The sequence below is a fragment of the Pseudanabaena biceps PCC 7429 genome (assembly GCF_000332215.1).
GTDB classification, from domain to species: Bacteria; Cyanobacteriota; Cyanobacteriia; order Pseudanabaenales; family Pseudanabaenaceae; genus Pseudanabaena; species Pseudanabaena biceps.
This window is the reverse complement of sequence record NZ_ALWB01000012.1, coordinates 13,111-35,336: the sequence shown is the minus strand read 5'-3', so window position 1 is coordinate 35,336 and position 22,226 is coordinate 13,111. Positions and strand designations below refer to the sequence as shown.

Genomic DNA, 22,226 nt, shown 5'->3' with positions numbered 1-22,226 from the left:
CGAAGATGCTAAGGTTCGCAATCGAATTGAAGGTAAGTTTGGACAGGCTAAACGACGGTTCAGTTTAAATCGTGTCATGACCAAGTTAGCAAATACTTCGGAAACAGCGATCGCTATCACTTTCTTGGTGATGAATTTGGAAGCCCTGCTCAAGCGGATTGTTTTTTCGGTTTTTCTTGGTTTTTGTTTTGCTGGCAACTCTTTGTTCTTCCTTCGCGGAAACCGCTCTTTAACTTTAATTCTTTTCTTGGCAATTTCCTAGTAGACAGTCAAAGTATTATCCCCTTCCTCTTTGCACACTCCTTTCCGCTTAGTCTCTTTTTCAGCAAGCCCTAGTTATTGTTGAAATACTAATTCACCGTCAACGACATCGCCTTGTTTAATTTGCTCTGTTCCTTCAGAGATCTTTTTCCTTAGTTCGTTCAATTTTTGTTGTTTAGCTTCATATTCTTCTAAAAGCTGAAATGCAAAAGCTAAGAGAGAATCAACACTTTGATACTTTCCAATTGCATTATATCATGGTGATTATATGGTGCGCTCATGCAATGGTGGTAAGCTGTTGACGATCCCAACTGGCTCGATGCTTACGCGCGCGATCGCACTTAACGAGGTCGAGGATGTAGCGCGATCGCCTGATCATTCGTTAGGATTATTGGTATTTATCTTTATCAAGGGTGAAGTGATCGCATTTTTCAAGAAATTTAACTTAAATAATCGGTAATTATTTCTAGGATCACTTGCTCAATATCTGGAATTTCAGAGGAAATGATTTTATCTTTGATATGTTTATGATCTATGTAGTCTAGTCTAGGCTGATGATTTGCATTGTCATAACGAAATATCAAATTGTTATCAGAATCTTGGTAATGGAAGGAATATGAAAGTTTTTCAATGGATTCCTGTAAGTCAACATATTCTTTAAAAAATAGACGTGAGCCTTGCAAAAACTCTAAACTTCCTTGAATAAATCCAACATAATCCGATCTGGGATCAATAGAAAAGTTAAAGGATAGAATCCATCCATCATTTACATATTTTTGAATAATGGAGATGATGTTAGATTGATAGTTGTTGAGTAACATATTCGATTGCTTGTAATTTTTGCAGAGAAGTAGTTAGTCTCTTCTTGATTTTGGCTTCACCTGCCCAACTCACATATTCTTCGTCACCGCCTTTGAGGTCTTCAGCAGTCCAATCGCTGAGAAAATGGTCGGATGAGATTTGATATTTGGTTTCAAATTCTTTTAAAAATTTATTAGTTTTATCTAGCGATCGCTGTAAGTTTTTGATTTCTGCATCAATCGCGGCTCTGATCAGTTTTTGGACGATTTCGAGATCGGGTGCATCGGATTTGATTTCTAGTTGCAACATAATGGTTTACCTCAAATAAATTCTAGATTATGCAAGGTTGAGTTTACTTTTTCTGTAATGGGGGCAAGCTATTACTTATTTTAACTGACTTGATGCTGGCACGGACGATCGCACTTAACGAGGTCGAGGATGTAGCGCGATCGCCTTAGTATCTGAGACAATGGGACAAGCGCCAGTATGAATCTATGTCTAAAAAATTTTTTGAAAGCAAGTATCCGAATATTTCTCGTTGGGTTAATCAAGAGAATGGAATAATTGAGATTGGTTGGAGAGATAATGGCTATTCCAGTGCGTTTGTTCGTGCTTTTGAGACGGGTGGAATATTTTGGGAAGGTGAGGATGAATATGAATCTATGGAGGATGCGCTTTTGGCTTTGGAGGGTGGTGTACGGGAGTTGATGAGGGAGATTCATGGGGAATCATGGGAGAGTGCGTAATTTTTAGCCTTTTGTTTTTAGAATGCGATCTCATTTGTGCTTAGTCGCGATATTTTTCTTGGGTTATAAAACCTTCACCAATTGATGTCTATCCCTGCATCTCCCGAATAAATCTAGATGGTCGCTGCACTTTGCTATTTCCCGAAGACATTTTTCGCAACCGAGGGGATGTTATATAAATCCATCTTTTAGCTCTAGTTACAGCAACAAAAGCGCTATTTCGTTCTTCCTCAATATCTTGTTCAGTACGAGCGCGATAGTCTGGAAAAACTCCTTCACACATTCCCATCAAAAAAATGATATCTTTCTCTAATCCCTTCATAGTATGAACTGTACTCAAAGTTAGTCCATTTTTACTATTATTTCCATTTAACTGTCCTAACGCCATTGCATTGCGAAAAGAAGAAAGAGAACCTAGTCCTAAAATCTTAGATTTTTGCCAGCATTCTTTAAATTCCTGAAGCTCTTGGATAGAGCGTTCAAGTTCATTTTCTTCAAATTCATTTAATGTTTCATTTTTTCTTTCCTCGATTAGTTGGGCAAAACATTTACAGAGTTTAGGTATATTGGGATCGTTTATATCTAAATTTTGAATCTCAAGTAAAAGTTTGGACTGAATATCAGGGATGGGAATATCTGTGTTTAGAACGTTTTCAGCAAATTTACTCAATATACATTCGTCATCCCATACATCAGGACTGTCAATCTTCAAAACTGTACACAGTTTTTTGCCGTCTACCCAATCTTTTTTATTCAAGCGTACACGAATTGCAAGATCTAAGACCTTGCCAAAAGTTGATGATGCTTCTACTTGTCGTTCTCCCCTATTAAATAAAGGATTAATTCCTTTAACTTTAAGATGTTCTTCAAGAGTCTTAAAGACAAAACGATTTCTAGCAATAACTACCATTTTGTCTAGTGAAATATCACCTTCAATTTCATGGCTTGATTTTTCTTGGATTAATTCATCAATTTTGTTGCAAATCCAAACTGCTTCAGAATTTTCATCTTCTAGTATTTTAATTTCACTACGTCCATCAAGAGCAAAATCATATTCTGATTGAGAACCTTGTTTTATCTTATTAGCCAGATTAACAACTGCTTTTGAGCTACGAAAATTCTTATTAAGGACATACTGAATCGGACTAAAGTCATTAAGAAAATTTTGAAGGAGATATCTGTTTGATGAACCATTAAAACCATAAATCATCTGATTAGGATCGCCAACCATCAGAACGCTCCTTATTTTTTCTCCACATAAAACCTTTATAAATTCATATTGAGCTTTATTGAGATCTTGGGCTTCATCAACGCAAATATGCTTATATTTTGCGCGATAGATATCACCACACCATGAGTTATCAAGAAGTATTTTATGAGCGTAAACAAGGATATCCTCAAAATCAATACCTCCACCTTCAAATAGAGCTTTTTGGTACGAACGATAGATTGACAAAAATTTAGTATTTTCAGAATATTTATTGATGATTTCTTGTTCATCTAATAATTCTCTTTTAACAGTAGCAAACTGTCCCAATCGAGTTTGAATTTTAGCTTCTCGCTCTCTTTTTGTTTTACTGTCCGACACATCAAGAAATTTATCAATATCTATGCCCTCATTTCGCAGAGATTGAATAAAAATAGTTTTGCGATCTTCATCACGATCGTAAATATGTAACTCAGAAGGCAAAGCAACATCTTTAAGGGTATGTCCATACTGTTCAAGTATGCGTTGAGCTACAGAATGAATTGTCGCTATCCAGCATCGTTCATTAACATCTTCAAGGTCTTCTAGACGATTGAGCATTTCTTCCGCAGCTTTGTTTGTGAAAGTTAATGCTATAACTCCATCTTTTTTAGTGCTGTTAATGATATGCCTTACACGCTCTGTCAAAACACGAGTCTTTCCCGATCCAGCCGAAGCTAGTACCTGTATTGCTCGATCCGTTGGAGCGTAAACTATACTTCTTTTATCTGGAGATAAATCAATCATATTATGCCTCCATTTTCAATCTTCTGAAAAAATTCAAGAATTTTTGGAGGTAACTGCTCTTTCTCAAGCTCACAGAGCTTTTCCGCAATTAATGGAGCGTATTTGGTTTTACCAGGCTTAAGAATATCCATCAAAACTCTGTTAGCACCCCCAGATGATTGATAGTCTTTAATAACATCAATATAGATTTTCTGATTACATGTTTTACAGGTGGGCTGATTGGTTGGTTTTCTCCCAGCCCACTTACCATCGTTATCATCTATCCACTTTTGAATAGCTCCATTCCCGTTAAGATCTTCAATGGCAGATTCAACTATTGATTGAAATCCCGATGAAATCAGATAACCTTCAAAATTAGTACCATCAAGGATAGTAATATTTGAGCAATTTAAAATTTCTGTCTTTCCATATACGCTCTCGTAGTGTTTTTTGAGTGCGTTGACTGCTGAATCTTCTCCATCACCAAAAATATAAACAGGTATAGAGAAATCATAGGCAAATCGTAAAAATGGAAGATAGTTCCCTGCTCCTCTAACTCCAATAAAACTTATGCCCTTTACAAATGCTTCACTACCAAAATATTTTTCAAAAAGCAATGGTAATGCTTGCTCTTCTGTTTCACCTTCACATAGAACAATAGCTTTAGAAAAAAGGATTTCACCTCTAGAATGGATGACCTCACGATGTAACTTACGCCTTTCTTCATGAGTAAGCTCATTACTTAGATATTTGACGACTATGTTGTCCGCATCTTTCTTTAAATATCTTAGCTCACTTTGTTTAGCCATAGCCGCCACATAGGGCGAATGTGTACTGATGATCACTTGTCCTCTAGAATCATCAAGTTGTTTATACAGGGTTTTCTGAGCGTTTGGATGTAAATGTGCTTCAGGCTCTTCGGCTGCAAGAATAGTAAAGAAAGGCTTTGCTTCCTTCGCATGTTTTTCATCTTGTAATTCAGTAAAAGCTTTGACAACTAACATAGATGCCCAGCTACGTGTACCCATTCCGTGATATTCCATAGAAAAGGTACTACTTGCACTTTCACCAAAATGAGCCGAGAAATATTTAGAAAGATCGCGAATCTTTCTGGGAAAAGGAGTGATTTCGGCTTTGCCAGAACTCTCAATCGACTGATTCAGTTTTTCTAAATTTGTCTTTAGACTGGTAAGTTCGGTACTTTTAGTAATTGCTAAATCATTAACATCTTTAATCAACGATTCTAGAGCAGTAACTTCTGCATTGTCATATTTAACAGATGACAAAACTTTCCGTATCAGTGAAGACTTATCTCTAATTTCGTGATGAATATCTCTTTGAGCATCAATTGGAATAAATAATATGCTTGTAGGACGGGAAAAATTTTTAGTGGAAACCTGTACGCTATCAGTCAGCCAGTTACTATAATCTGCCCATTGCCTAAGCACTAAGTAAGATGTATCAAAACCACCCTTAACTTCATCTGGTTTACTACGAGTACGAAGTGCTACATATTGACGAGAGTTAGATTCAGATTGAATCCTATCTTGAAATTCAGCCTGCCAATCATCATCAAATGTATCTATGCGATCGCCTTGTTCATCTACAGGTACAATCCTAACATCTACAACTATCTCAGCCGCACGTTTATCGTCACTACCAATATAAAAATCCTCTTCAGATAAATAGCGCGAGTAATCACCCAAAGCTAATTGAAGTGCTTTTAGTACAGATGTTTTTCCTGAATTATTCATCCCAATCAGCAAAGTAACGCGAGGCAGAGACATCTCAAGATTTTTGATGCCCCGAAAACCTGCGATTCTGATGGTGTCGATGACAATATTCAAGTGTAAACCTCTATGCCGTTTATTTATTAGTGTATCAAATTTTGTTTTTAGATGGAATACATATACATAACTATTGGCGTATATTTCTACAAATTACCAATGATCTGAAGAATTAATTGGCGATCGCATTGTAGATGTGGTGATAGGCGATCAAGCGATATAATGATAACAAAGCAGCATAAGCAAAAAGCCATGATTCAAACCTTAGATGCTCTATTCGATGGTAAAACCCTTGTCCCTGAAGTCCCCTTAAACATCAAATCAGGTACGAGAGTAAGGATTATTGTTGAAAGTCTATTGCCTGATAACAAGCCAACCAAAAAATCATTCTTACAAACTGCTAAATCTTTAAAATTGCAAGGTCAACCAGACTGGTCGGAAAACATAGACCAGTACTTGTATGGAGAAAATATTTCAGAAAATGCGTGAAGTCTTTTTAGATACATCCTTTGCGATCGCTCTATCTGCAATTACGGATCGAAATCATGCAAAAGCAGTTGAACTTGCTGAATAGATTGAAACCCAAAACATAATACTAGTAAATACTCAGGCGATTTTGTTAGAAATTGGCAATGCGCTTTCCAAACAAAAATATAGAACTGGCGCAATTCAACTTCTCGAATCCCTTGAATTAGCGTCTTTACTCAAACGTATTTTTGCTTACACAGCCAAGCAAAAGTACGTTTTCTCCCTTGCTCTAGGTCAGATTTTGCCGCAGGAAATACATCTTTGATAATTTTCCACTGCGGATTCTGTTACATCGGTTGAGAGATCAGTTGTTCCAAATGAATTTGGGATTGCCAATGGAGAATATCTTGGAAAAGTGCATTATAACCCTCAGAATTTGGATGCAATCCATCTTCAATTAAGTGATTATTAATCCAATCTTGTCCCCGACCTTGCCATAGATCGAAAACATCTAAGTAGGGGATATCCCGCAGTCGGCAAGCTAATTTCGTGGCTTCCTTATAGCGGAACTGATCCTCATGATTGAAATACATACATCCTAAGAAAGGCATTTTCGACTCATCCACAGGAACCATGCCCACAAATATAACTGGACAGAGATTCTGGGCCTTGTCTAGTAAATTGATAATTTCGAGGGTAAAGCGATCGCTATCTGTCATATTTCGACCTTGACGCTTGCCAACCCGTGGCGAGTCATTTACCCCCACCGATAAAATCATCAGATCGGGACGATTATTGCGAAGCTCTCCCCGCAGTAAAAATTCTTGCTCCATGCGTTGATTGACCTGTGCTACCGTATCGCCCCTTACGCCTAAGTTATAGAGGACATGGTTAGGAGATGTAGCCATCCATTGTCGTCTTAGTTGCTCGACCCAGCCACCATTTAGAAGATCACCATAGCCATAGATTAAACTATCACCAAATGCAGTGACCCTAAGTGTTTGGGAACAGGAGAATAGAGTAGGAGTTCTCAGGAGGTTTAAGGTCGTCATCAAAAATGCGCTCTGAGTAAATAGACGTAAATAGACTAATTGCTTAACAAATCTACATCTAGATTATCGCAACTAAGTAGTTTTACTTAATAGATCTTTAGCGTGATTTTATTTTGCTATCTAAAGAGAGTGGCGGCGCTTTGCGCCGCCACTCTCTTTAGCGTTTTAGATGTAATACATAGTTGTTGCGATTTGACGCTGCCGTTGCCGATCGCAGAGATCCTTGAGCGTACAGTCATCTAACACATTAGAAGCTGCCTTTTGAGCTAATTCCCAAGCTTCCCGAATTACCGCAAGAGATGCGCTCTCACTGCCTGATTTACTGCTTTTTTCAGAGATGGGGTCGTAACCTTCTATGCCCCGAATGATTTCTAACAAGCTAATTTCCCAAGGATCGCGAGCGAGAACGTAGCCACCTTTGGCTCCACGTTGGCTTTTGACCAATCCCTGTCGTTTTAATGTCGCTAGCAACTGCTCTAAATAGCGATCGGGGATATTTTGTTGATGAGCAATTTGACGAATCTGGAGAGGCTGATTGATCGCGGTATTATTAGCTAGCTCAAGCATAGCTAAAATTGCATATTCACTCTTTAAAGAAAGTTCCACAACAGACCGTATTTCTTATTTTAAAGATATTTTATCCTATTGCATTCTATGATACTACGGTATGTCACTGTAAATTTAGAGTAAATATATTACAGCGCTTTACGCTTAAACCCAACCCAAGGAAATTTTGAAAGCGTTGCAAAGCAACGCTTTCAAAATTTCCTTGTGATTCGTTTGATCGATAATTGCTGTAAGTAGTTCGGCATAATTAAAAAACAAAACCAGAGAGCATACCGTCCGCTGCGCGGGCGGTATGCTCTTCTCGGTTTTAGGTTTACTTATGCCTAGCTACTTAATACCAATTCACAAAAGTGTTATCACACTTTTGTGAATTAAAAATCAAACCTAGTAAGGGTTTGAAAAACTAAAAATGGCTACGCCATTTTTAGTTTGGGTATAATTCCCAAGAGCATAGGAGGGCTTCCCAGCACGATTCTCAATATTTCAATCTAGGGGATTAACGCAGCACTGGCTGAATATATCGACTATTTGCCCTGACATAGCAAACATCACTAAAGTCTTTGCCTCGTACTGGCATCCAAGGTTTACCATTCTCATCGACAGCATTAACTAAAACCTCATCGGAACCACCCCGATAAACCTCTACCTCCAACAAAGCATCTCGCAGATAAGTGCGTAGTACGGGGCTCTGTAAACTCGCGGCTCGCCTACAGTTCAAACCATCAGCAACTACCACTCGCCACAATGAACCTGAGCCATTCTGCGAGTTTCGGGTAGATTGGACTGGTGTTTCATTTTTGTAGTAATTGCCTAGCTCGTCGGATGTTTGTGCTTGCATGGCAACTGGCAAGACCGCAAGCAGCAGCATAGAATAGGGCAGTGCTCGAAAAAAAGTATTCATAGATTGGCTTGCAGAAGGTGTTATGGGCGGTTCTAAAGAAGCGATGACTGTTGCTGGATTGACGCAAGCAATTACGCTTTTGTTGCGAGAAGAAATTGGGATCGTGCGGGTGACAGGGGAAATCTCTGGCTTTACGACGGCTGCCTCTGGGCATCGCTATTTTACGCTCAAAGATGAATCGGCTCAGATCGATTGTGTAATGTGGGCGAGCAAAACCCTAGCATTTCGTCCTAAAAGTGGGATGCAGGTCGTGGTACAGGGTCGGCTCACAGTCTATGCCAACCGTGGCAAATATCAGATCGATTGCGATCGCATGACTGCCGCAGGACAAGGTGATTTGTATCTTGCCTTTGCCGCTATGAAAGAAGAACTTGCCGAGAGGGGCTATTTCGATCCCGACCGCAAACGTGATCTCCCTGCATTGCCTCTAAAAATTGGTGTAGTCACCTCGCCAACGGGCGCAGTTCTCCAAGATATTTTGAGCACTTTGCAACGGCGATCGCCCCATTGTCAAATTTATCTTAGTCCTGCCACCGTGCAAGGCGAAACGGCTCCTGAGGAGATTGCCGCCGCGATTAAGGCTCTCCAAAATACCGATGCGGATGTGCTGATCGTTGGGCGCGGTGGTGGTTCGATTGAGGATCTCTGGGCATTTAATACTTTACCTGTTGCCGAAGCGATCTATCATTCGCGCATTCCCATTATTTCGGCGGTGGGGCATGAAACGGATTTCACGATCGCCGATTTTGTTGCGGATTTACGCGCCGCGACACCGACCGCCGCCGCAGAAATCGTCTCGCAAGGCGATCGCGATACGCTTTTACAGCAAATTGACTTTTGGGAAAATCGCCTCACGCGCAGCTTGCAGCAATCAATACAAGATTATCGCCAAAGGTTAAATGCTCTAACGAATAGCTATGCTCTGCAAAACTTTGGCGATCGCCTACACGATCGCGCTCAACAATTAGACGAAGCCGAGCAATCAATGCAAAAGTCCTTAATCCGTCATCTGCGCCAATCCACTGCCAAACTCGATAGGATCGCCGCCCATTTGCGATCGCTGCATCCTTTATCCCCGTTACAGCGAGGTTTTGCCCTCTTAAAAGTAGGCGATCGCCTACTGACTAATGATGAATCTCTCTCAGAATTTGCAGGGACATTTGCTAAAGTGGAAGTTGTGAGAAGTTCTGAAACCGCCCAAGTTAGCATCGAGAAAGTAATCAGGAAAGTATATGACTAAGAATGATGTTAAAAAAAATCTAGAAGATCTCTCCTTTGAGGAACAATTACAACGTCTCGAAGAAATTGTTGAAATTCTCGATGATGGGGAAGCACCTCTTGATGAGATGCTGGCTCTCTATGAAGAAGGAATGAAGCGATCGCACCATTGCCGAGAGTATCTGGAAAAAGCCGAACAGAAAGTAACGCTGATTCAAAATAATATCTAACTAGTTCGGCGTAATTAAAAACCAAAACCAGAGAACATACCGCCTATAACGTTTTCAAAAATATGGCTTACAAAGGCAATAAATCTTTTTTACCTAGCAAAGATTGTATAGTTTGCGGTAAACCTTTCTCATGGCGCAAGAAATGGGAAAAATGCTGGGATGAAGTGAAGTACTGTAGCGATCGCTGTCGCCAAGCGAAAAAGTAATAAGTAGTTAAGGTTGCCGAGCAAAGCCGAAGAAAGATTTGCTCCGCAAATCTTTCTTCGGCTTTGAATGGATTTTGAATAGATATAGCAAAAGATTAATGATCGAAATCTACACAGAACGCGAAAAAGCCGAAACTTGGCTCGAAACCTATCGTGGTAAACGTCCCGTATTTGCCTGTGTGCTGGGGTTTACCGAAACAGGACTAATCCCGAATATTTCCGTCGCAGGTGCGACACCCGAAGATCGTAAATATACAGCGATCGCCGATGCTGAATTTCTCGCCACAGGAGCAAGTCCCAATTTCCCTTTGCCACCTCTCATTGCTGGCGCTTCTCCCGTTTTCATTTCCCGTGCTGTCGTCGCTACGCAAAACTTGCCTCTCTTCATTTTCAATGCAGGCTTAGCGATCGCTCCTACTGCTGAGACCCAAGCGATCGATCTTGCTGGAACTCCTGCACAATGTCTGAGTACGGGCAAAGCCTTACCCATAGAAACAGTATTGCAATTATTTGTACAGGGATTAGTCTGGGGCGAAAAACTAGCCCAGTCAGGAGCCTATATAATTTTGAGTGAATGCGTAGTTGGCGGTACGACTACGGCTCTAGCAGTTTTAACAGCTTTAGGAATTGAGGCAAAAGATAAGGTTAACAGTTCTCATCCCACCTGCAATCATGCTCAAAAGTGGGAAATCGTCCAAGCAGGTCTAGAACATCTCCGCACTGCCCCAACTCCCTTTGAAGTAGTAGCCGCCGTCGGCGATCCGATGCAAATCGCAGTTGCAGGCATGGCGATCGCCGCTAGCCGACATAGTGGTGTATTACTCGCAGGCGGAACCCAAATGTTAGCAATCTATGCCCTCACTAGAGCGATCGCTAATTATCAAGGGCTCCTATGGAACCCCAATACCATTATTGTCGGTACAACCCGATGGGTCGCCGAAGATCCCACAGGAAATACAGTCGATCTTGCCTTAGCGGTGCGGGATGTTCCATTAATGGCAACCCAGTTAAGTTTTGCTAAATCCCGATTTCCTCAGCTACTTGCCTACGAGCAAGGCTTTGTCAAAGAGGGGGTTGGTGCTGGTGGCGCGGCGATCGCTAGTCATCTCTATCAAAATTGGTCACAGGAAAAGTTATTAGCAGCGATCGAATCTCAGCTATAAATGCGGTTCGCTCCTCTTGGGTGACGATAGTTATAGAACTGCACCATATATTGCCATTAATTGCTGATAGTTAGTAGAACGGGTGTAAAGTTCTTGGTAAGTCTGATATGCATTCTTACCGATAGTGCGCATTGCTTCAGGATTTGTGCCACACCAGTATAGTTTTTCAATCCATGCGCTCAGGCGATCGCTGGGAATCAGAAATCCATTATACTCAGGAGTAATTAACTCTGCTAAAGCCCCCATTTCGGAAGCGAGAACGGGTTTCCCACAGGCAAAAGCCTCAACTACAACCCGCCCAAAGGTTTCATACCATTGGGAAGGAACAACGATTGCGGTTGCCGTTTGCATAACTTCTGCAATTTGGGAAGGTGGTAAGTATCCTAAAAATTGAACATTTGTAAGACCATAATCCTTCACAAAGCTCTGTAAAATAAGCTTCTGATCACCTTCTCCAACAATTTTTAACTGCCAATCAGTTCTATTCAATTCTGACCATGCTTTTAATAAAGTGATTACGCCTTTTTCTGGGGATAATCGCCCCACAAAGAGAAAATTAATCATATCAGCAGATCTTGGCTCTATTTGAATGTCTTGATGCTCTGCATGATTGAGATTATTAAGATGATTGGTAGGGTTAATGACATAAGGCTTCACATACAGGAGATCGCTAGGAATACCAATTTCTATAAGTTTTTGCGCTGCAAAATGGCTAGGAGTAATAAATGCATTAACATCCTGCGTCCAAGTGCGTCGCCATCGATTGACTGTCACCATTGTCCAAACCGCAACAGAAGCAACCAGAGATTTGCGATAACAGCCATAAACTATTCCCCGCCAAGGATTTCGCCCAACACAGGCTTCACAAATTTTGCCATCTTTGAGCAAATATCCATTTAAACAGCCTAAACGGAAGTTATGGAGATGTTGCACTGTGGGGATATTTAGTGATCGCGCTGCCGCATGGACGGAAGGAGAAAATAGGGGAAAGAAGTTCTGAACATGAACGAGATCTGGCTTGAGTGTTTGGAATTGCGATTGCATCTCGCGATACACCTTAAAATTCCAAGCTGTTTCAGCAAATAGTTTAAGTTTCTCGAATTGAGAAAAAGCCTTAATAATGTCATTATGAACTTCAATTAGCGTCACTTGATGACCGTATTCGCGCAATAGTTCTACATCAGCATCAGTCGAGACATCTTCACCGCCAACATATTGATAGCGATCGTGAACCATCACAATATGGAGGGGTTTAGACATAGAAACGAATTACCCAAGAAGTTGCTTTAATTATAAATAGTGGTAAGCCAGTTAAATAACCATATTTATAGATATGGTAATAAAACTGCGTTGGTAAATGATAGGGAGATTTATAGTTCCAAAAAATAGATTTAAAAGTATATTCTTTATATTCTTTGATTTTTTGGATGTAATTGGTAAAGTTATGGATCGGATCTTTTTCCTCAGCTAATATTACTTTTGCACTCCCTAAGATATAAGCTTTAAATCCAGCCCTAGTAGCTTTGAGAGTATACATCCCATCTCCTGCATATTGGCGAAATTTGATAGCATCGGGTGCGCCAATTTCTTTAAATATACTTGCAGCGATACCAACACAATAACCACTTAAGCCATCAACTTTTATTGTTTCATTTGCTAAGGCTTTCATTCTTTGTCGTCCTTTAAAACCTGTCTCTACTAGCTGTCCTGTTTCCACGTAACAAGCTGCGCCAACAATTGAATTGGGATACTCTTGCAAAAAATTTACTATTAAATCTAACGTATTGATTGCAGGTAAGCTATCGTCATTTAACCAGATAAAATTTTTGGCTCCTCTTTCATAGGCATAGGTCATTCCTAAAGCCATAGCCCCCGTCCACCACAAATTACCATCACCTTTGAGAATAATCACTTCAGGATAGTTTGCGCCAACTTCTTCAGATGTGCGATCGCTAGAGCCATCATCAATAACAATCACATGATATTTTTGCAAATCGCCATTAGCTTTTAAGTTCTCTAGACAAGTCAGAGTAATAGACTTACGATTATAAACGGGAATAATAATATAAATTGACTGTTTCATATATTCACAGCTCGATTAGCCAAAACTCCTTCAAATAAATTCAAGTAACGCTTTGCTTGTAGTTCTAATGAAAACTCTTTTTCTGCTTTCTCTCTGGCTTGATGCGATAGTTTTAGATAACGAGAGCCGTCTTCTAAAATCCAGCTAATTCCTTTGGTAAAGTCATCTGTATTAAAAGGTTTTGCCAGATAGCCATTGTGTTGATGGGTAATCATATCAGACATCCCTCCTATGTCAAAAGCGACGACAGGAATCCCACAGGCGATCGCTTCAAGGACGGTGTTTGCGAGGTTGTCCTGTAGGGATGGGGCAACGAATACATCGGCGGCACTGTAAACCAAAGCAAGGGAGACATCATCACTCAGTTTACCGAGATAATGAGAGTTTAGTCCAAAATCTAAGGGTGAATTGGGCTGAGAGGCTCCCATAATCAATATTTCTGTAAGAGATTCTGTAATATCAAGCGATCGTCGTAGTTTTTGTAGGGCAGGCTGTAGCAAATGTAATCCTTTGCGGCGATCACTAGTCGCGCTCATCGCCCCAAACAGGATTAGCTTCGAGTTTAGCGGCAAGTTCAAAATTTGTCTGGCTAATTGACGATTAATAGGCTTATAGATTCCTAAATCTAATCCATTAGGAATTACTTCTATCGCTAGATTTGTGAATAGAGGGCTAGATTCTGCACACTTAGCCAACCAGTGACTGGGGGTAACGATATGGAAGTCAATATCCCGCCAATATTTCAACTTTTGTTGCCAGATTTGATGTGATAAATCATTTTCTCGGTGGCTATAGAGTTGTGGACAATTGCCACAGGATTGTTGATAGCGATCGCAGTCATAACTATAGTGACATCCCCCCGTAAAAGCCCACATATCATGTAAAGTCCAGACTAGCGGCTGCTTGAATTGGCGAAGGGACTTAATTGGCATAAATCCATCGCAAATCCAATGTAAGTTAATTATTTCTGGGGAGGTTTCAATGATTAGGGAATCTAGTGAGTTGGGCAACCATTGAGGAGAAAATACGGTGCGATCTCGTTTAGGGTATAGATGTAAAGGCAATCGATCTAGAGTTGGTCTGAGTTTAGCCAATCCTTTTGATAGTTTGCTGTTACCTGAAAGAACTTTAAAGTCATCACTCAACTTAGTTTGCACCAATACTTGGCTATTAATTTGCAAGCCCTGCAAACCTCGATGTAATCTATAGGCCGAACGTGCCGCGCCACCTCCAATATCATAGCTACTACATAGCAAAACTTTCATGGTTTACAAGCTTCTATAAAAAGTGAGTCTGGTTTCCGAACCTTACCATCGATTACATCCAAGCCATAGCTATTAAAATCAGGGATGCGACTTTCGTGAGCTTGACATACCCTAATATTTACAAATCCACATTCTTCTAGCAATATAGCCAATGAAAAGCGATCATACATCCACTGGTGAACCTCTCCTGAGTTACGAAATAGTCCTATATCAAAGGCTTTAGCACTTTCTTTACCTGCAATTATGAGTACCAAAAACTTGGCAATCACAATTCTTAGCTTCTGAACTAACAACCCAAAATTTTTAGAACTTAACTTCTTGATTAAATTGGGTTTACTACTTAAATTTTCTCCTTGCTTTTTCCAAAATTGTTCAGCTTCATAACCGATGCGAGAGAGAATAAATTCACGATTTGATAAGTCAGAACGTGATAAATATTTCCCCATCTCACCACCGTCAAATTCACGCACCATTTGATCAAAAAGCTCTAACATCATCCATTTATAATCCGCCTGAGCTTCTATATTTCCCGATAGAGATCTCTCTAATGCTAAAAGATAATTTCTAGCGATCACTTCCAAATCAGGCACAACCAATCTAATAATCCCATCTGGTTTAAGAACTCTCATACATTCAATCAAAAGGTTTTTAGCTTGATCTTGCGTGAGATGCTCAAGTACATGAGAACTGTAACAAATATCAAATGAACATTTTTGAAATGGTAATCCTTTGATAATATTATGGGATAGTACCATTGCAGAATTGGATGTAATATCAATGTTTGTCCAAGAATAATCAAAAAGTTCGCCACACCCAATGTTTAAATATTTCATCTTGGACTCACTACTCCAATTCTACCCGTGTAATCAACTCGGTTAAGCAATATTTTAATGTTGTTTTCTTGAATATATTCATCTACAGCTTTTCTAACTCCTTGCCAATGCCCATAATCATCGATAATGATTACCCCAAAAGGAGCTATACGGGGAAAAAGATGGATAAGTTCATGGCGTGTTGACTCATACCAATCAGTATCTAAACGAAGTAAAGAAATCAGTTGTGGAGCTTGTTCAGGAATAGTATCTTCAACCTTTCCCTTGACAAAGTGAATTTTGTCACGACTATAGCCAGTAGTCAACACAGATGCGCGTACTTCTTCTATGTTTGAGTAACACCATATTGATTTTTGATCTTCTTTCTTACTTCTTTTTAGAAGATCAGATGCGTACTCACCAGCATTAGAAATGTCCTTATCAGTTGGCTCTGTCATGCCTTCAAATGTATCAAACAAATAAAGACTGCGATCACTTTCAGATAATTGCATTAATGTATAAGCGATCGCCATAATGCTTCCACCTTTCCAAACACCACATTCAACAATATCGCCAGATATTTTATGGGTTACAATGTATCGAACAGCTTCGCAAAGAGTAAAAAGCCGTTCGGGTGAAGTTTGAGTAAAGCCGTTTACCCGAAAAATTGTGTCAATAGTATCTTGATCAAAATCTGGAGGAAGGCTGGAATGAGAGAGAGACTTGTGATATCTGACTATATCAAAGCCGAAATTTCTTGTTATTTGTTTAATAAGATCAGTTAAGTTAGCAGTCATTTTTAGTGTTTATTTTGTGATTGAATTTAGAGCTTTTTTGATTTTGATTTTGATGAATTTTAATATACTTAAACGAAAAATATTTTTTTGTGTCAAGTTGTCAGATTGAGTGTCGCGAATCAAAAATTGCGGGTGTAAAAGTGGAAAGCCCATTCTTTCTGTAGGTATGTTAGCAATGTGATTAACCCTTTTTGTGTGAGTAGCTTCATTATTAAAGCCAATATTAGATACTAGATTGATATTAGGAATAACAGTCAATCCACCCTGCATCCAGCAAGTAAAAAGCCATCTATAAGCCCAACTATTAATCAAATCATCAAAAACAGACTGAAAGATATATTCCCAATAACTTATGGCATATTTAAAGTGTAAAATGTCTTTTAGCCAGCCATTATCTCTCACCGTGGGCCATAGCTTCATTTCAATATCGTAATGTTGCCATGCTCTACGCCAGGTAGCCCAACCCCAACAGTGAGTAAATGCAGAAAAATAGTAACTGTTTTCTGTACGTCTTCTTCCAAACTGAAAGTTGTTACCAGAAATCACCATAATGCGCTCATCATCTGCATATTGATTTAAGAGTTCTGAGCAGAAACGAAAGAATGTTGGGTCTGGCAAACAATCATCTTCAAGAATAATTGCTGATTCAAAACTATCAAATACCCAATCTAATCCACTAGAAACTCTCTGCTTGCAGCCTAGATTAATATCCGAGTAATTTTTTAAAATATTACATTCCCAATCCACACCTTCAATTATTGAACGAGTAGCCTCGCATTTTTCTACATCACTAAAGTGACTTGGACGTGGACCATCAGCTATAACAAGTAAAGTTTGAGGTTTTGCTTGACGAATTGCCTCAAATACAATTTTTGTAGTATCTGGTCGATTAAATATTATAAAGACTACTGGAGTTAATAATTGAGAATCCATAGCTAAAGCTTAAGTGTATTTGAAAAGATATATTATTTGATTGCATCAATAATCAATGAGGTGTAATGCGGATAGCCGTCAGGATTTCTGGGGTCATTGATAAAACTTCTTCTAATATATCCATAACCGTCATGATTCTGATATGTTGTGTGAAATTCTCCTTGCTCATCCCAATACTCAATTAAATTATCCTTAAATCCATGATTACTTAATAACTTGCTAAGTTGTTGATAGTTAAATAATTGTTTGTGATCATCACAGCCTATTTTAACCCTTTCAATGTAGCTAGGATCTGGATGTAATCCATCTGGTACGGCGATACGAAAACTCCCTCCAGACACTAAAAAATAATGGATGTTATCCAAAGCCTTTTGTAAATCATCCAAATCTATATGTTCAAGAACATGTTCAGCTAATAATCTGTGAATTTTTTTACCATTTAAAACTTCTTGAAATTGATGATGTTTACTAATATCCAAATTACTTTGTTCCGATGGAATCCAGTTTGAATAGGAAGTATGGGATGATCCTATAATTAAATTAATTTCTTGAGAACACAGTATCTGAAGCTGGAGCTTTTTCTTAGCTATTAGATTTTTAATAAGACGAAGTTGCTGTTTCATAAATTAACTTTATGTGGATTGATAATCATTGTGGCTTCTACTTTGTTGAAAATCTAAAAACAATCGATTGGTTTCTATTCAAACTCTAGTTGTATACAAACAACTTTACAATAAGATCGCGATTATTCTACATCAAATCTTGAAAAAGATTTTTCTGTTTGGAATGATACTGATGAAAGAAATAATCAGTACCCATAGTATCCATATCTCGTCTTTCGCTGGGTTCCCATTCCATATCCAAGACTTTATCTCCTTGCTTAATTTGAAAGTCTATGTACTGGTTTTGATAAAAATATTGCCCTTCTTGAAATCCTTTACCTTGTTTAAGAAGTTTAATATCTAAATGACATATATTTTGCCAGTAACTACCAATCCTGCGTTTAATCTTGTTATCATCGATCTAACTTTTGTTGAATAATTTTTCTTTGATATTAGCGATCGCTAGCTTAGGCGAAGTGAACAACAACTTCAGATTGCGTTTTAGGAAATGTAATCTCCGCTTAAAAATGTTAATAGTCACAATTCTCTTCGCATAATTAGAATAGATCGGATAATTAATAACAGAGTTGATAGGATTAGTAATATTAATGTAATCTTTTACTTTAGAATAATTTTCATGGAATGAATTTGGCTCTATTGAAGCTCCCGTAAACTTGGCTAGGTGCCACAAGTCATCAATCTCTTTATTCCAACCACGATATGTATGAGTTACTTCCTCAAAGCCATATTTAGAGAATAATTGATTGAGAGATTTGTCTGTAAATATAGAGTAATGAGAAGAATTCATCCACTGTAGAGATAAATCTGAACGATTTTGGTAGTAGGTTGGGATAGCTGTAAATACATAGCCACCAGGTTTAAGTATTTTTTTGATACCTAGCATTACCTGATCTAAGTCCGCAAAATGTTCAAATGCATGATTACTAAAGACTAAATCTACTTGCTCTCCAATTTCAGTATTACTATCTAATATTGTATTTTGAATAGATGTTATCCCAAGATAATTAGTTGCATAGTCAAATAGGTGTTTATCAGGTTCAACACCGTATACTTGCCAACCCAAATCTTGATAAAAAACCTTTAGTACGCCTCCATGTCCAGCACCAATATCAAACACTTTTCCTGAATCCTTTAGGTTGGCATTGGTAATCGCATATTGAATCTTATCTAAGTAATACCATCTAGCAAAATCAACATAGTGCTTACCATTCTCCAAAAAATAGGATTGAGGGATTTTATTACTATGATAACTAGAATTTAGGTAAAACTGATTTAAATCCTCTTTAGATGGGCGTGGATTCTGATGAACAAATCCACATTGAGAGCAGATTTTCCATTCACTTTTTTGTTTCCCTGCATATAGACTTCCATAATTAGCGATATGTTCATCTTTATAGTTAAGATTTAAAGATTCAAAGTCACTATGGTTTCCACATAGTGGACAGGGAATTAGCTCTAAGTTACTCATCGTTTTAGTTTAGAATAAATTTTTGAAAAGCTCGACTATAATTTTTTACCGATTCAGATAAATTACTATTGTTGATATCTTTTAACTCGACTTTTTGGTAACTTCCTCCAAATAAACTATTCGTAAATTCTAGTTCGAGTACAAGTCGATCGCCTTTCTGTAGAGGCTTCCCCTTATGAAAACACAAAGTATCGCCCGCGACTATAGTGCCTTTGGGAGCTGTAACTTCCACAAATTTCTCTTGGGGATAAAACTTGATCATGTCCTCATCAGATATTCTCGTATAGCCAAGATTTAAAAGTTCTCTAGGTTTACCACCAATTTGATGAGAACCAGCAATATAACAATGTGGACCATTATCGCTTGTTACATCAGTCAAATAAATAAAAAACTTCAGCCATTTAATTCTATCCATGTCAAAGTGATAAAGTTGAGCAGAGTCAGTACAGGCTGTCTTGGACAAAGCGGTACTCCACCACATAGTTACAATATCTAAAATTGGTTGAGTTTCTAGATAAGCTTGAGCGATCGCCAAAATGGACAAATCCGCCATTAACGCTTGAACATCTGGATTAGCGATTAAATCCTCTTCTTTTAACCAGTATGTGACGGCAATGGGATTAGTGCGATCGTAAATTGACATCTTTATATCTGCGTCTAAAGAGCTTCTTAGATTACATTCTTTAGTTAATGCAAGAGAAATAAGCGTATCGCATATATCTACTGACAAAAGCCGATCAAAGACATAATATCCATTTTCCCTAATTTCTTGAACAACCCTATGTATTTGGGTACTATCCAGATCTCCTAACACACCATTTGCGTGAGGAAATATATAGCGATGTCGTTGTAATTTCAAAAGCCATGATAGAAAAGCATTAGAGTATCCATTGGTTAAACAATAGAGGCTTATCAAGCTGAGATATGCTTTTTCAGGGGTTACACCAGTTATTTTATAAACAAATGCCCCTTTAAGTATCGATATGATACTGCTTAAAGATTTAAGTGGTTTGAACCATGATTTGAGCTTTTTCTTTAACAACATAACTATTCATTGATTAGTTTCAGTAATTTTTCTCTTAATGTGTTTGGTTGTACTAAAGAAGGATAATACCTGTAAAGAACCTTAATCAAACGCATAATCTCTTCTTTTATATATAGAGTTTCTTGTTCAGAGGAAACAACTTCATGATCTGTTTGAGGTAAATCAAGCATTGTATTTTTACTTTCAGCAATCAAAGAGTTTATTTGATTGCTAGATTTTAAACAGTTAGCTCGATTGTGACAGTCATTAGTTCGCTTATTATAGTTGTATTTTAGCTTGTAATTTGATGATAACTTAGCTCTAGCCTTAGTATAAAACTTTTTAACTATACTTAATGGTGATATGTGTTTGTTTCTACTTTGAATGCTTGATTCTTCAGAAGTAAAACTTTCAGAAATATTAAATGCACATCGTTCTAGTTTTAAGACATGCCAACGGTATCCCATTCTTATTCTTTCAAAATCCCAGCCATCAGCTAAAGCTTCATCAATTTTAGAGAAAAAGTCATTTTTACTAGTAGCAACATAATGTAAGTCAGGTGGATAAAACATTAGTTCGCGTGAGTAAATAACTACTGGAATTCCTAAAAAGCTCATTTCTTCACCAGCACTAGACCAAGCATTAAGACATAAATCTGTGTGTTCAGCCAAGTCATAGAGAGATATGTTGTCGCTGGGATAATTGGCTCTGACATTTTTAGGCGAATTTTGTAATAATTCTTGTATGGCTAAGGCATGTGCCGCCTTAACTGAATCTCTGCGGTTAGGAAATTCTCTAGGATGTAATCTAACAATTAAAAATAAATCAGGACGACTTTCTGCAAAATCAACTAATGATTTGATCCAATCAATTTGTTTGGGAAATATTAAATCATGTTCATTGGATATGACTCCAGACATCTCAGCTGCAAATATTTCATCATAACTGCTCATCGTCGCGACAAGAATCTTTTGATTTTCTTGAATCCCAAAATGTAATCTTATATCTATGGGACTACCCTTTCTAGGCAGCGAGTACACTAAGAAATGCTGACCATCAAATAAGCTCAAAAAATGATCTGTTACTTTTTTGACTAGTTTCTGGGAACAAGCCTGATTCTGATATATAGTCCAATAATTTTTAAGTTCTTGATAAAAACTAAAAGTGGAATTCTTGCCAATCAAGATGGTTTCGAGTCTGTCTGATAGATTTGCTCCAGCATGTAAAAAATAAGTTGAGATACCTTGAAGTTGTGCTAGCCCCAGAAAAACTCGGTTGACTGAGTAAAGTGAATTATAAGTAATTACCCGATCTGGTTTTTCTTGATCTAAAATATGGCGACATGCAAGAAATGAAGCTAGAGTATTTTTTAAGGCTGAAAGGTAACTTGACCACTCATTATCTGAAAAGACTAAGTTGGATTTTTTGTGTTTCAATAAGACTTCGTAAAGAGCAAATTTTCCTATCTCTAGATTTGCTATTGACAAATCCCAAAAATTTTCTTTTGTAACTTTGCTAATAGTAGATTCAATTAAACTAACATCATCCAAAGTTAATTTATCTATTAAGTCATATCCTTCAAATTTAAAGTTTTGTCTGATCACCTTTTTATTTGTATTACAAGTTAGACAAATATCATTTTTATCTATAGTAGGAGAGTCCTGTGACAGTCCATACGCACTCATGCAAACGCAATAGTTGTTGAACAATTCGCCGCAGGTTATGTAAATGATTTCGTGTCCTTCTTGTAGCAAAGTTTCTGCTATGAGCGCTTCAGGAAAAGCTGTGACCCAAGTCGCTGTATGAGGAGCGAAAAAGATAATTTTGAGACTATTTTTCATTTTTAGGA

The 22,226-nt window shown here is 38.2% G+C and carries 25 protein-coding genes; 8 read left to right on the top strand and 17 right to left on the bottom strand.

Annotated elements, in window-relative coordinates:
* Together PSE7429_RS27025 and PSE7429_RS26170 are read left to right on the top strand one after the other, a co-directional pair.
* Positions 1–262, top strand: a 262-nt coding sequence (locus PSE7429_RS27025; RefSeq protein ID WP_009625530.1) for a transposase, incomplete at its 5' end; no start/stop codon positions are given.
* A gap of 297 nt (positions 263–559) precedes the next feature.
* Positions 560–721 carry a hypothetical protein gene (locus tag PSE7429_RS26170; protein WP_158467605.1) on the top strand — a complete coding sequence of 54 codons (162 nt, stop codon included), beginning with the start codon at positions 560–562 and terminating at the stop codon, positions 719–721.
* Here PSE7429_RS26170 and PSE7429_RS02795 read toward each other — a convergent pair.
* Positions 702–1,082, bottom strand: a complete 381-nt coding sequence (locus PSE7429_RS02795) for a toxin-antitoxin system TumE family protein (protein WP_009625528.1) — start codon at positions 1,080–1,082, stop codon at positions 702–704. The genes PSE7429_RS26170 and PSE7429_RS02795 overlap by 20 nt on opposite strands.
* Entirely contained in the window at positions 1,057–1,371 is a 315-nt protein-coding gene (locus PSE7429_RS02790) for a hypothetical protein (protein WP_009625527.1), read from the bottom strand. The genes PSE7429_RS02795 and PSE7429_RS02790 overlap by 26 nt, the downstream gene beginning before the upstream one ends.
* A 185-nt stretch (positions 1,372–1,556) precedes the next feature.
* Between PSE7429_RS02790 and PSE7429_RS02785 the strand changes: the two genes are divergently transcribed.
* Positions 1,557–1,808: a hypothetical protein gene (locus PSE7429_RS02785; RefSeq protein WP_009625526.1), complete on the top strand. Its 252-nt coding sequence runs from the start codon at positions 1,557–1,559 to the stop codon at positions 1,806–1,808.
* A gap of 88 nt (positions 1,809–1,896) precedes the next feature.
* Here the strand turns inward: PSE7429_RS02785 and PSE7429_RS02780 are convergent, their stop codons facing one another.
* Positions 1,897–3,801 (bottom strand): ATP-dependent helicase, encoded by a 1,905-nt coding sequence (locus PSE7429_RS02780; RefSeq protein WP_009625525.1) that lies wholly within the window; start codon positions 3,799–3,801, stop codon positions 1,897–1,899.
* The gene (locus PSE7429_RS02775) at positions 3,798–5,627 is read right to left on the bottom strand and encodes an ATP-dependent nuclease (RefSeq protein ID WP_009625524.1); all 1,830 of its coding nucleotides are present in this window, start codon (positions 5,625–5,627) and stop codon (positions 3,798–3,800) included. The genes PSE7429_RS02780 and PSE7429_RS02775 overlap by 4 nt, the downstream gene beginning before the upstream one ends.
* A 192-nt stretch (positions 5,628–5,819) precedes the next feature.
* Here PSE7429_RS02775 and PSE7429_RS02770 point away from each other — a divergent pair, with 192 nt between their 5' ends.
* Positions 5,820–6,056, top strand: coding sequence for a hypothetical protein (locus tag PSE7429_RS02770; RefSeq protein ID WP_009625523.1), 237 nt, complete (start codon positions 5,820–5,822; stop codon positions 6,054–6,056).
* Positions 6,057–6,382: 326 nt separating this feature from the next.
* On the opposite strand, the gene PSE7429_RS02760 is transcribed toward PSE7429_RS02770, so the two are convergent.
* The 3 genes from PSE7429_RS02760 to PSE7429_RS02750 form a co-directional block, all read right to left on the bottom strand.
* A complete protein-coding gene (locus PSE7429_RS02760; protein ID WP_009625522.1) occupies positions 6,383–7,087 on the bottom strand; it encodes a GDSL-type esterase/lipase family protein in 705 nt (234 codons plus the stop codon).
* Between the two features lie 165 nt (positions 7,088–7,252).
* Complete coding sequence (locus tag PSE7429_RS02755) at positions 7,253–7,693, bottom strand: RrF2 family transcriptional regulator (protein ID WP_009625521.1); 441 nt, start codon at positions 7,691–7,693, stop codon at positions 7,253–7,255.
* Positions 7,694–8,150: 457 nt separating this feature from the next.
* Positions 8,151–8,555 carry a hypothetical protein gene (locus tag PSE7429_RS02750; RefSeq protein WP_040687080.1) on the bottom strand — a complete coding sequence of 135 codons (405 nt, stop codon included), beginning with the start codon at positions 8,553–8,555 and terminating at the stop codon, positions 8,151–8,153.
* A 22-nt stretch (positions 8,556–8,577) separates the two neighbouring features.
* Here PSE7429_RS02750 and xseA point away from each other — a divergent pair, with 22 nt between their 5' ends.
* The 4 genes from xseA (at position 8,578) to cobT (ending at position 11,372) form a co-directional block, all read left to right on the top strand.
* Positions 8,578–9,795 carry an exodeoxyribonuclease VII large subunit gene (gene xseA, locus PSE7429_RS02745; RefSeq protein WP_009625519.1) on the top strand — a complete coding sequence of 406 codons (1,218 nt, stop codon included), beginning with the start codon at positions 8,578–8,580 and terminating at the stop codon, positions 9,793–9,795.
* Complete coding sequence (xseB, locus tag PSE7429_RS02740) at positions 9,788–10,003, top strand: exodeoxyribonuclease VII small subunit (RefSeq protein ID WP_009625518.1); 216 nt, start codon at positions 9,788–9,790, stop codon at positions 10,001–10,003. Before xseA ends, xseB begins: the two co-directional genes overlap by 8 nt.
* A gap of 62 nt (positions 10,004–10,065) precedes the next feature.
* Positions 10,066–10,209, top strand: a complete 144-nt coding sequence (locus PSE7429_RS27505; protein WP_071590100.1) for a DUF2256 domain-containing protein — start codon at positions 10,066–10,068, stop codon at positions 10,207–10,209.
* 98 nt (positions 10,210–10,307) lie between these two features.
* On the top strand, positions 10,308–11,372 hold the full coding sequence (gene cobT, locus PSE7429_RS02735; RefSeq protein WP_009625517.1) for a nicotinate mononucleotide-dependent phosphoribosyltransferase CobT: 1,065 nt from the start codon (positions 10,308–10,310) through the stop codon (positions 11,370–11,372).
* 30 nt (positions 11,373–11,402) lie between these two features.
* On the opposite strand, the gene PSE7429_RS02730 is transcribed toward cobT, so the two are convergent.
* From PSE7429_RS02730 to PSE7429_RS02680, 10 genes are all read right to left on the bottom strand, one after another.
* On the bottom strand, positions 11,403–12,632 hold the full coding sequence (locus PSE7429_RS02730) for a glycosyltransferase family 4 protein (protein WP_009625516.1): 1,230 nt from the start codon (positions 12,630–12,632) through the stop codon (positions 11,403–11,405).
* Positions 12,625–13,455, bottom strand: a complete 831-nt coding sequence (locus PSE7429_RS02725) for a glycosyltransferase family 2 protein (protein ID WP_009625515.1) — start codon at positions 13,453–13,455, stop codon at positions 12,625–12,627. Before PSE7429_RS02725 ends, PSE7429_RS02730 begins: the two co-directional genes overlap by 8 nt.
* Complete coding sequence (locus PSE7429_RS02720; protein ID WP_009625514.1) at positions 13,452–14,720, bottom strand: glycosyltransferase family 4 protein; 1,269 nt, start codon at positions 14,718–14,720, stop codon at positions 13,452–13,454. Before PSE7429_RS02720 ends, PSE7429_RS02725 begins: the two co-directional genes overlap by 4 nt.
* Positions 14,717–15,553 carry a class I SAM-dependent methyltransferase gene (locus PSE7429_RS02715; protein WP_009625513.1) on the bottom strand — a complete coding sequence of 279 codons (837 nt, stop codon included), beginning with the start codon at positions 15,551–15,553 and terminating at the stop codon, positions 14,717–14,719. Before PSE7429_RS02715 ends, PSE7429_RS02720 begins: the two co-directional genes overlap by 4 nt.
* Positions 15,550–16,329, bottom strand: coding sequence for a TylF/MycF/NovP-related O-methyltransferase (locus PSE7429_RS02710; RefSeq protein WP_009625512.1), 780 nt, complete (start codon positions 16,327–16,329; stop codon positions 15,550–15,552). The genes PSE7429_RS02715 and PSE7429_RS02710 overlap by 4 nt, the downstream gene beginning before the upstream one ends.
* Positions 16,330–16,338: 9 nt before the next feature.
* A complete protein-coding gene (locus PSE7429_RS02705) occupies positions 16,339–17,262 on the bottom strand; it encodes a glycosyltransferase family protein (protein WP_009625511.1) in 924 nt (307 codons plus the stop codon).
* 32 nt (positions 17,263–17,294) lie between these two features.
* Positions 17,295–17,885 (bottom strand): class I SAM-dependent methyltransferase, encoded by a 591-nt coding sequence (locus tag PSE7429_RS02700; RefSeq protein ID WP_009625510.1) that lies wholly within the window; start codon positions 17,883–17,885, stop codon positions 17,295–17,297.
* Positions 17,886–18,285: 400 nt separating this feature from the next.
* Entirely contained in the window at positions 18,286–19,353 is a 1,068-nt protein-coding gene (locus PSE7429_RS02690; RefSeq protein WP_009625509.1) for a class I SAM-dependent methyltransferase, read from the bottom strand.
* A gap of 4 nt (positions 19,354–19,357) precedes the next feature.
* Positions 19,358–20,398, bottom strand: a complete 1,041-nt coding sequence (locus PSE7429_RS02685) for a phytanoyl-CoA dioxygenase family protein (protein ID WP_009625508.1) — start codon at positions 20,396–20,398, stop codon at positions 19,358–19,360.
* Between the two features lie 2 nt (positions 20,399–20,400).
* Positions 20,401–22,218, bottom strand: a complete 1,818-nt coding sequence (locus tag PSE7429_RS02680) for a hypothetical protein (RefSeq protein ID WP_009625507.1) — start codon at positions 22,216–22,218, stop codon at positions 20,401–20,403.
* Positions 22,219–22,226 lie beyond the last annotated feature (8 nt).

Coding starts and splice junctions, on each gene's coding strand:
- PSE7429_RS02690 (WP_009625509.1), bottom strand. CDS start 19,353: ATGAGTAACTTAGAGCTAATTCCCTGTCCACTATGTGGAAACCATAGT.
- PSE7429_RS02795 (WP_009625528.1), bottom strand. CDS start 1,082: ATGTTACTCAACAACTATCAATCTAACATCATCTCCATTATTCAAAAA.
- xseA (WP_009625519.1), top strand. CDS start 8,578: ATGGGCGGTTCTAAAGAAGCGATGACTGTTGCTGGATTGACGCAAGCA.
- PSE7429_RS02700 (WP_009625510.1), bottom strand. CDS start 17,885: ATGAAACAGCAACTTCGTCTTATTAAAAATCTAATAGCTAAGAAAAAG.
- PSE7429_RS02725 (WP_009625515.1), bottom strand. CDS start 13,455: ATGAAACAGTCAATTTATATTATTATTCCCGTTTATAATCGTAAGTCT.
- PSE7429_RS02680 (WP_009625507.1), bottom strand. CDS start 22,218: ATGAAAAATAGTCTCAAAATTATCTTTTTCGCTCCTCATACAGCGACT.
- PSE7429_RS02770 (WP_009625523.1), top strand. CDS start 5,820: ATGATTCAAACCTTAGATGCTCTATTCGATGGTAAAACCCTTGTCCCT.
- PSE7429_RS02730 (WP_009625516.1), bottom strand. CDS start 12,632: ATGTCTAAACCCCTCCATATTGTGATGGTTCACGATCGCTATCAATAT.
- PSE7429_RS27505 (WP_071590100.1), top strand. CDS start 10,066: ATGGCTTACAAAGGCAATAAATCTTTTTTACCTAGCAAAGATTGTATA.
- PSE7429_RS02785 (WP_009625526.1), top strand. CDS start 1,557: ATGTCTAAAAAATTTTTTGAAAGCAAGTATCCGAATATTTCTCGTTGG.
- xseB (WP_009625518.1), top strand. CDS start 9,788: ATGACTAAGAATGATGTTAAAAAAAATCTAGAAGATCTCTCCTTTGAG.
- PSE7429_RS02705 (WP_009625511.1), bottom strand. CDS start 17,262: ATGGATTCTCAATTATTAACTCCAGTAGTCTTTATAATATTTAATCGA.
- PSE7429_RS02790 (WP_009625527.1), bottom strand. CDS start 1,371: ATGTTGCAACTAGAAATCAAATCCGATGCACCCGATCTCGAAATCGTC.
- PSE7429_RS02720 (WP_009625514.1), bottom strand. CDS start 14,720: ATGAAAGTTTTGCTATGTAGTAGCTATGATATTGGAGGTGGCGCGGCA.
- cobT (WP_009625517.1), top strand. CDS start 10,308: ATGATCGAAATCTACACAGAACGCGAAAAAGCCGAAACTTGGCTCGAA.
- PSE7429_RS02760 (WP_009625522.1), bottom strand. CDS start 7,087: ATGACGACCTTAAACCTCCTGAGAACTCCTACTCTATTCTCCTGTTCC.
- PSE7429_RS02780 (WP_009625525.1), bottom strand. CDS start 3,801: ATGATTGATTTATCTCCAGATAAAAGAAGTATAGTTTACGCTCCAACG.
- PSE7429_RS02715 (WP_009625513.1), bottom strand. CDS start 15,553: ATGAAATATTTAAACATTGGGTGTGGCGAACTTTTTGATTATTCTTGG.
- PSE7429_RS02710 (WP_009625512.1), bottom strand. CDS start 16,329: ATGACTGCTAACTTAACTGATCTTATTAAACAAATAACAAGAAATTTC.
- PSE7429_RS02750 (WP_040687080.1), bottom strand. CDS start 8,555: ATGAATACTTTTTTTCGAGCACTGCCCTATTCTATGCTGCTGCTTGCG.
- PSE7429_RS02685 (WP_009625508.1), bottom strand. CDS start 20,398: ATGTTGTTAAAGAAAAAGCTCAAATCATGGTTCAAACCACTTAAATCT.